General features: G+C 28.6%; 5 protein-coding genes and 1 tRNA gene. 5 read left to right on the plus strand and 1 reads right to left on the minus strand.

Annotated features, from left to right (window positions below; genetic code table 11):
* The 3 genes from Q1K13_RS04425 to Q1K13_RS04435 form a co-directional block, all read left to right on the plus strand.
* A partial coding sequence (locus tag Q1K13_RS04425; protein ID WP_498038037.1) for a ferritin family protein occupies positions 1-206 on the plus strand: 206 nt, incomplete at its 5' end.
* Between the two features lie 136 nt (positions 207-342).
* Positions 343-1,083: an acyl-[acyl-carrier-protein] thioesterase gene (locus tag Q1K13_RS04430; protein ID WP_300347988.1), complete on the plus strand. Its 741-nt coding sequence runs from the start codon at positions 343-345 to the stop codon at positions 1,081-1,083.
* Positions 1,084-1,105: 22 nt separating this feature from the next.
* A complete protein-coding gene (locus Q1K13_RS04435) occupies positions 1,106-1,864 on the plus strand; it encodes an acyl-ACP thioesterase domain-containing protein (protein ID WP_300347989.1) in 759 nt (252 codons plus the stop codon).
* Between the two features lie 325 nt (positions 1,865-2,189).
* Here Q1K13_RS04435 and Q1K13_RS04440 read toward each other — a convergent pair whose 3' ends face one another.
* On the minus strand, positions 2,190-3,437 hold the full coding sequence (locus Q1K13_RS04440; protein ID WP_300347991.1) for a BaiN/RdsA family NAD(P)/FAD-dependent oxidoreductase: 1,248 nt from the start codon (positions 3,435-3,437) through the stop codon (positions 2,190-2,192).
* A 138-nt stretch (positions 3,438-3,575) separates the two neighbouring features.
* Between Q1K13_RS04440 and Q1K13_RS04445 the strand changes: the two genes are divergently transcribed.
* Together Q1K13_RS04445 and Q1K13_RS04450 are read left to right on the plus strand one after the other, a co-directional pair.
* A complete protein-coding gene (locus Q1K13_RS04445; protein ID WP_300347992.1) occupies positions 3,576-4,160 on the plus strand; it encodes a hypothetical protein in 585 nt (194 codons plus the stop codon).
* 182 nt (positions 4,161-4,342) lie between these two features.
* Positions 4,343-4,417, plus strand: a tRNA-Glu gene (locus Q1K13_RS04450).
* The last annotated feature ends 48 nt before the right edge of the window (positions 4,418-4,465 follow it).

The following is a 4,465-nucleotide window of genomic DNA, read 5'->3' on the forward strand; positions in this document are numbered from 1 at the left end:
GAGAAGTTGTAGAAGCTGATACAAAAGCTAACTTACAAGCTAGAGTAAATGCAGAGCACGGAGCTTGCCAAGGTAAAAAAGATTTAGCTACTTTAGCTAAACAATTAAACTTAGATGCAATCCATGATACAGTTCATGAAATGTGTAAAGACGAAGCTAGACACGGAAAAGCTTTCGCTGGATTATTAAACAGATACTTCAAATAAGATATACCCAAGTATTATAGAATATGTTTTTATAAATATATGATAAAACATCGCTAAAAAGGTTAATTTTAGCGATGTTTTTTGTTTGAAAGAGAATTTTTCTTTTGATATACTCCTTTATAAGGAGTGATAGAGAATGGGGAAGACATATGAAAAAAAATATGAAATAACGTATGGTGAGGTTGATGGAAGAAAAGATTGTAGAATAACATCCATGATGAGTTTTTTTTCAGATTGTTGTCTTAGTCAAGAAGAAGCTAATTCAATGAATTATGTTAGCGAAGAAAGTGATAATACATGGGTATTTTTTGACTATGATATAGTGATGAATAGATATCCAAGATATAGAGAAAAAATTAAGGTTAGGACTTATGTTGAAGCCTTAAGAAAGTTTTATTCTACTAGGATTTTTGAAGCTTATGATATGGATGGAATTATGGTATCTAAGGCAAGTGTTTTAGCTTTTTGTATAAATAAAAATACTAGAAGGCCTGCAAGAATAAGCGATGAAGAGTATGAAGTTCATGGGGTTAGTAAAGAGTCTTCTAAGCTGTTGAGGGACAAGCTTAAGTTTGAAAAATTTGAAGAGTATGATGTAGAAAAGAACTTTGAAATAAGATATTTAGATATTGATTTAAATATGCATGTAAGCAATATAAAATATATAGAATGGGTTTTAGAGACTGTACCTGTAGATATTGTTTTAAATTATAGAATGAAAAGAATAAAAATAAAGTTTGAAAAAGAAATTACATATGGTCATAATGTAAATATAAAATCAAAAATAATTAAAAATGAAGATGAAATAAAAGTTCTTCATAAGATTCAAGATGAAGAAGGAAAAAATATTACATTAGCAGAAACTTATTGGTATTAAATAAAACTTAGGAGTAAGAGTTATGAATGAAAATAAATTTTCTAAAAATTACGATGTCTTATACTATGATTCAGATGTTAATAAAAACTTAAAAATGGTATCACTAATGAAAATTTTTGGTGATGTGTCAGCTATCCATGAGGAAGAACTAGCTTCAGAGGGAGTTAAATATTTAAAAGATCAAGGACTAAGTTGGATTATTTATAGTTATTCAATTGATATTAAAAAGCCTATAGAATATAGAAAGTCTATAAAAGTAGAAACTTATTTAGATGGAATAAAGAAGTTTTATGCTAGCAGGATTTATAAGGTCTATAATGAGGCTTCTGAGCTTATTGCAGAAGGAAAGATTATATTCCTATTAATAGATTTAGAAAAGCGTAGAGCTGTCAGAATACCTAAAGAATACTGTGAATTAATAAATATGGTTGAAGGTGGAGAGGTTGAGTTAAAATCAACTAAAATTGATAAAATAGTTAGAGAAGATTTAGAAGCTAAGGTTTTAGTTAGAAGAAACGATATAGATTATAATAAGCATGTTAATAATACTAAGTATTTGGAATGGGTTATAGAGGCAACTCCAGAATGTATTTTAGATGATTATAGCTTAATTCAATCTAAGATTAAGTATGAAAAAGAAGTTAGATTTGGTGATGATGTTAAAGTGCTTTGTCAGTGGGATGAAATAGAAGATGGATATAGATGTCTTTATAGAATAGAGAAGTGTGAAGAACATGAAACTGCAGCATTAATAGAAACTATATGGAAAAAAGAGTTTTAAGTCATATATTCTTTAATTCGGTTCTGTTTTAAACTAATTTTGATTTTAGATAGAACTATAAGACCCTCTTAATAAGTGGTCTAAAGTTTCATTGAATATGAAAGAATAATAGCCTTAAGAAAGGAAGAGGTCTGAAAAACTTAACTTTCTTAAGGCTATTATTTTGGAGTATTCAAATTTAAATAAGAATCATATTCTCATATTCACTGGAAGATATAAGTTGAAAATATAAAATTCAAAATTTTGATTTTTAATTATAATTAAGGAAATATGAAAAGCTAGCTAAAATCAACACCTACCTAAAACAGAGCTTTTTAGTTGAGTTTTAGTCTAATGTACAAGAAAGTGCTGCTGTGAATCCTGAACTCCAAGCCCACTGAAGATTGAAACCACCACAATCTCCATCAACATCTAATAATTCTCCACAGAAATAAAGATTATCTACAATTTTTGATTTAAGTGTTTCAGAGTCAACATCTTTAGTGTTTACACCACCTGTTGTAACCTGTGCAGCGTTGAAACCATTAGTCCCAATACATTTAAACTCCCAAGATTTCATAAGCTTTATTAAAGATTTCTTTTCTTGCCAAGTAAGTTCGTAGCAAGGTTTATGTAAATCATTTATTCCAGCTTCTTTTAAAAGTGTTGGAATCATTTTTTTATTAACAATACCAATAAGAGAATTTATTACTTCTCTGCAAGCAAAAATTGCAAAATGTCCTTCTAAGAAATCTTCAACTTCTTTAAGTGATTTTTCAGGCATCATATCAACAATTATTTTTACGTCCTGTCCTCTAGAACAACCTAAAGAAGCTTCTCTTGATATTTGAAGTATTGGAGGACCAGAAATACCATAGTCTGTGAATAAAATCTCTCCAAACTCTTTTCTTATACGCTTATCATTACATAAAACTTCTGCATATCCATTAAATTTAATTCCTGATAAAGCTTTTAACTTAGGGTGATCAAGTTTTAATTGAACAATTGCAGGATGTGGTTCAACTATTGAATGACCTAGACTTTTAGCTAAATTATATGCAGATCCATCTGAACCAGTTTTAGGTGCAGATTTTCCTCCACAAGCCATAATTAATTTTTTGCATTTAATCACAGAGTTTTCTTCATTTTCTGTGGATAAAACAAATTTTCCTTTAGATTTGTGGATAGATTTTACCTTATATGAGGGATAAAGTGGGATTTCACGTTCTTCTAAAGCTATTTTTAAAATATCTACAACAGAAGAAGCTTGGAGTGATTGAGGATAACATTTACCTTTTTCAAGTTCTATTATTGGTAAACCTAAGTTAAGGAAAAATGCTTTTGTATCCTCAACAGAAAATTTACTTAATGTTTTAATAAAGAATCCATCAATTTGGCTATGATAATTTGAAAATGGAAATCCTATTAAAGAATTTGTTATATTACATCTACCATTACCAGTAGTAAGAATTTTTTTACCTATTCTATCTGTGCCTTCTATTATGGCAACATCTAAACCAAAGTCCTTAGCAGTAATTGCAGCTGTTAAACCAGATGCACCACCACCTAAGACTACTATATCGTGATAAATCATAATTCTAATTCTCCTTTTTAAAATAAATTCAATTAGATAATAATAAGATTTTAACATAAATTTAGATAACATATTATATCAAAAAACTTTTTAATAATATTTTGAAAGTGAGTAACAATAAGTTGGGAGGTGGTATTTGTGAAATTTAAAATTACAGACTTTAATATAGATGGATATAATACAGAATTTAAAATAAGAAGAATGAATTATAGCCAAGTTGTTATTGATTATCCAGATAATAAAGGAATAAGAACTATAAAAATGGAATGTGGAGAATTAATTCCAGAAGGAGAAGTTGATGAGGTAATAAAAAAACACAAAGACTTATTAAAAATAAAAATACAAAGAGGAATATCAGCTTTATTTTATAAAGATTTAGTTAATGAGTTGGAGGAATCTTTTAAAGAAGTAAAAAATATAAAAGTATTAAATGATTTTTCTAGAAGTGCAAATAAAAGAGGGGTATGGGATAAAAATATACTTTTATATTTAAATAATAGTTATCCTTTGAAAATTGAAGCTAGTGGAAGAAATTTTATAGAAGAGAGTTATAAGTTCAGTATTAATGTTATAGATAAACCAGAATTCCTTGAAATATGCTATTTTAACATGAAAAAACTAAGTGAACAGGTAGCTTGGAGAGAAAAACAAATAGAGGATTATAAAAAAATAGTTATAATGATAGAAAATAAGAGTAATTTTGAAAAAAACAAAGAAATTTAAATATAATTTTATTAAATAGCATTAAATAACCTGAAATGAACTTTAAAAGTGTTGACATAAGTTTAGAATTTGGGTATTATATTCCTTGTCAGGTCGCTAAGTGCGAAAGACAAAAACAAAATAAACAATTTAGTTTAAAAGCTAAAACTGGTCAAAAATGATGTGGTTTTAAGAGTTGATGTGGCCCCTTGGTCAAGCGGTTAAGACACCACCCTTTCACGGTGGTAACAGGGGTTCGATTCCCCTAGGGGTCACCAACATGGTCGCATAGCTCAGCTGGGAGAGCACCTGCCTTACAAGCAGGG

Source organism: Clostridium sp. (assembly GCF_029267215.1).
Lineage (GTDB): Bacteria > Bacillota > Clostridia > Clostridiales > Clostridiaceae > Sarcina.

Excerpts from the sequence above, each read along its gene's own strand:
- Q1K13_RS04430 (WP_300347988.1), top strand. The coding sequence starts at position 343 with ATGGGGAAGACATATGAAAAAAAATATGAAATAACGTATGGTGAGGTT.
- Q1K13_RS04440 (WP_300347991.1), bottom strand. The coding sequence starts at position 3,437 with ATGATTTATCACGATATAGTAGTCTTAGGTGGTGGTGCATCTGGTTTA.
- Q1K13_RS04435 (WP_300347989.1), top strand. The coding sequence starts at position 1,106 with ATGAATGAAAATAAATTTTCTAAAAATTACGATGTCTTATACTATGAT.